This window comes from Lysinibacillus sp. fls2-241-R2A-57 (assembly GCF_030209535.1).
Taxonomy (GTDB): domain Bacteria; phylum Bacillota; class Bacilli; order Bacillales_A; family Planococcaceae; genus Lysinibacillus.
Genome location: NZ_JARVRU010000193.1, coordinates 1 through 2,377, shown reverse-complemented (window position 1 = coordinate 2,377; position 2,377 = coordinate 1). Strand labels below are relative to the sequence as shown.

General features: G+C 41.1%; 4 protein-coding genes. 1 reads left to right on the top strand and 3 read right to left on the bottom strand.

All coding sequences use genetic code 11. From position 1 onward, the window contains the following. Together QRN68_RS23680 and QRN68_RS23675 are read right to left on the bottom strand one after the other, a co-directional pair. A partial coding sequence (locus QRN68_RS23680; protein WP_285399654.1) for a hypothetical protein occupies positions 1–254 on the bottom strand: 254 nt, incomplete at its 3' end. Next, a complete protein-coding gene (locus tag QRN68_RS23675) occupies positions 251–421 on the bottom strand; it encodes a hypothetical protein (protein WP_285399653.1) in 171 nt (56 codons plus the stop codon). The genes QRN68_RS23680 and QRN68_RS23675, both read right to left, overlap by 4 nt. A gap of 135 nt (positions 422–556) precedes the next feature. Here QRN68_RS23675 and QRN68_RS23670 point away from each other — a divergent pair, with 135 nt between their 5' ends. Next, a complete protein-coding gene (locus QRN68_RS23670; RefSeq protein ID WP_285399652.1) occupies positions 557–1,924 on the top strand; it encodes an amino acid permease in 1,368 nt (455 codons plus the stop codon). 33 nt (positions 1,925–1,957) lie between these two features. Here QRN68_RS23670 and QRN68_RS23665 read toward each other — a convergent pair. Next, positions 1,958–2,377 (bottom strand): hypothetical protein (locus QRN68_RS23665; protein WP_285399651.1); only part of this gene is annotated, 420 nt, incomplete at its 5' end.

The following is a 2,377-nucleotide window of genomic DNA, read 5'->3' as shown; positions in this document are numbered from 1 at the left end:
AAAGCGACGGAAAGAACAGCCGAAGTGACGGATAGAATCGCCAAAGCGAGGGATAGAACAGCCGAAGTGACGGATGGAACAGCTAAAGTCGTGGATAGAACCGTCAAAGTCATGGATAGCCCCGCCAAAATCGTGGATAGAACCGTCAAAATGATGGATAGCCCTGCCAAAATCGTGGATAGAACAGCCGAAGTCGTGGATAGCCCCGCCAAAAACGTGGATAGCCCCGCCGAAAACGTGGATAGAACCGTCAAAATCGTGGATAGCCTGCCGAAGCGACGGAAAGAACAGCCGAAGTGACGGATAGAATCGACAAAGCGACGGAAAGAACAGCCGAAGTGACGGATAGAATCGACAAAGCGACGGAAAGAACAGCCGAAGTGACGGATAGCCCCATCAAAGCGACAGATAGCCCCGTCAAAATGACCAGACCCCTTATCGTGTTACCGTAATTTATGTTTTTCCTAAAAATACAATTGTATTTTTCAAAATAATTTATTATTATTAAAAAATAATTCATCGAAGAAAGAGACATCAGGGAAAGAGGCGTTATTGAGTGGCAAATAAAGAATTAAAAAGGGGATTAGAGGCGCGTCATATCCAGATGATTGCTCTTGGGGGTACAATTGGCGTGGGTCTATTTATGGGTTCTGCAAGCGCTATTCAGTGGACTGGGCCTTCTGTGCTTCTTGCATATGCTATCGCAGGCATATTTATTTTTTTCATTATGCGAGCTATGGGGGAAATGCTCTATATGGAGCCTAGTACAGGTTCCTTTGCAACGTTTGGCTATAAATATATACATCCATTAGCTGGTTATTTAACAGCGTGGAGTAATTGGTTCCAGTGGGTTATTGTTGGTATGTCAGAAATTATTGCAGTAGGAACATATATGCAATATTGGTATCCAGATTTACCGGCATGGATTCCAGGATTAATTGCAATGGTAATTTTAGGTGTTGCCAACTTTATTTCTGTTAAATCGTTTGGAGAATTTGAATTTTGGTTTGCCATGATTAAGATTGTCACGATTATATTAATGATTGTTGCCGGTTTTGGTCTCATTTTCTTTGGGATTGGTAATGATGGTATTGCCATCGGATTATCGAATCTATGGAATCATGGAGGCTTCTTTACTGGCGGTTGGTCAGGCTTCTTCTTCGCTTTATCATTAGTCGTTGCCGCTTATCAAGGTGTCGAGCTTATTGGAATTACAGCGGGAGAAGCGAAAAATCCTCAAAAAACTATTACGAATGCGATTCAAAGTATTATTTGGCGTATTTTAATATTTTATATAGGTGCGATCTTTGTCATTGTGACGGTTTATCCGTGGGATGAATTAGGTACAATTGGTAGCCCGTTTGTAGCCACGTTTGCAAAGGTTGGCATTACTGCTGCGGCAGGGATTATTAATTTTGTTGTCATAACAGCGGCAATGTCAGGTTGTAATAGTGGAATTTATAGTGCGGGGCGTATGCTATATACGCTTGCTATGAATGATCAAGCACCTAAATGTTTTGCAAAGCTTTCTAGTAATGGTATTCCGATATTCGGTACGGTAGGCGTGCTAATTGGTTTGATCATCGGGGTTATTTTAAGTTACATTGCACCAGGAAATTTATTTGTATATGTATACAGCGCTAGTGTATTACCAGGGATGATTCCATGGTTTGTTATATTAATAAGTCAAATACGATTTAGAAAAATAAAAGGTGAACAACTGTCAAAGCATCCATTCAAAATGCCATTTGCGCCTTTTACAAACTATATAACGATTGCCTTCTTAGTAATGGTGCTAATCGGTATGTGGTTTAATGATGATACACGAGTTTCTCTCATTGTAGGAATTATATTCTTAGTCATTGTGACAATGAGCTACTTTGTACTTGGTATCGGGAAAAATCGTCCTGTTAAAAATAAATAATCAAATAGATTTGTTAAAAGGGTGTATTTCTACTTAATGAAATACATCCTTTTTTCTTTTGTGATAAAAATTTTGCCTTGAGAACAAATACCCGCGCGAAGAAGGTGAATACCCGCGAAAGGAGAACAAATACCCGCGCAGGAGGTAAATACCCGCGCGAAGAAGGTGAATACCCGCGAAAGAAGAACAAATACCCGCGCGAAGCAGGAGAATACCCGCGGAAGAAGAACAAATACTCGCGCGAAGCAGGTGAATACCCGTGAAAGAAGAACAAATACCCGCGCGAAGAAGGTGAATACCCGCGGAAGAAGAACAAATACCCGCGCGAAGCAGGTGAATACCCGCGAAAGGAGAACAAATACCCGCGCGAAGCAGGTGAATACCCGCGGAAGGAGAACAAATCATAGCTGTCAACTTAAGAAAAGAAATGTGTATTTCTTTCAAAAAGTTGGT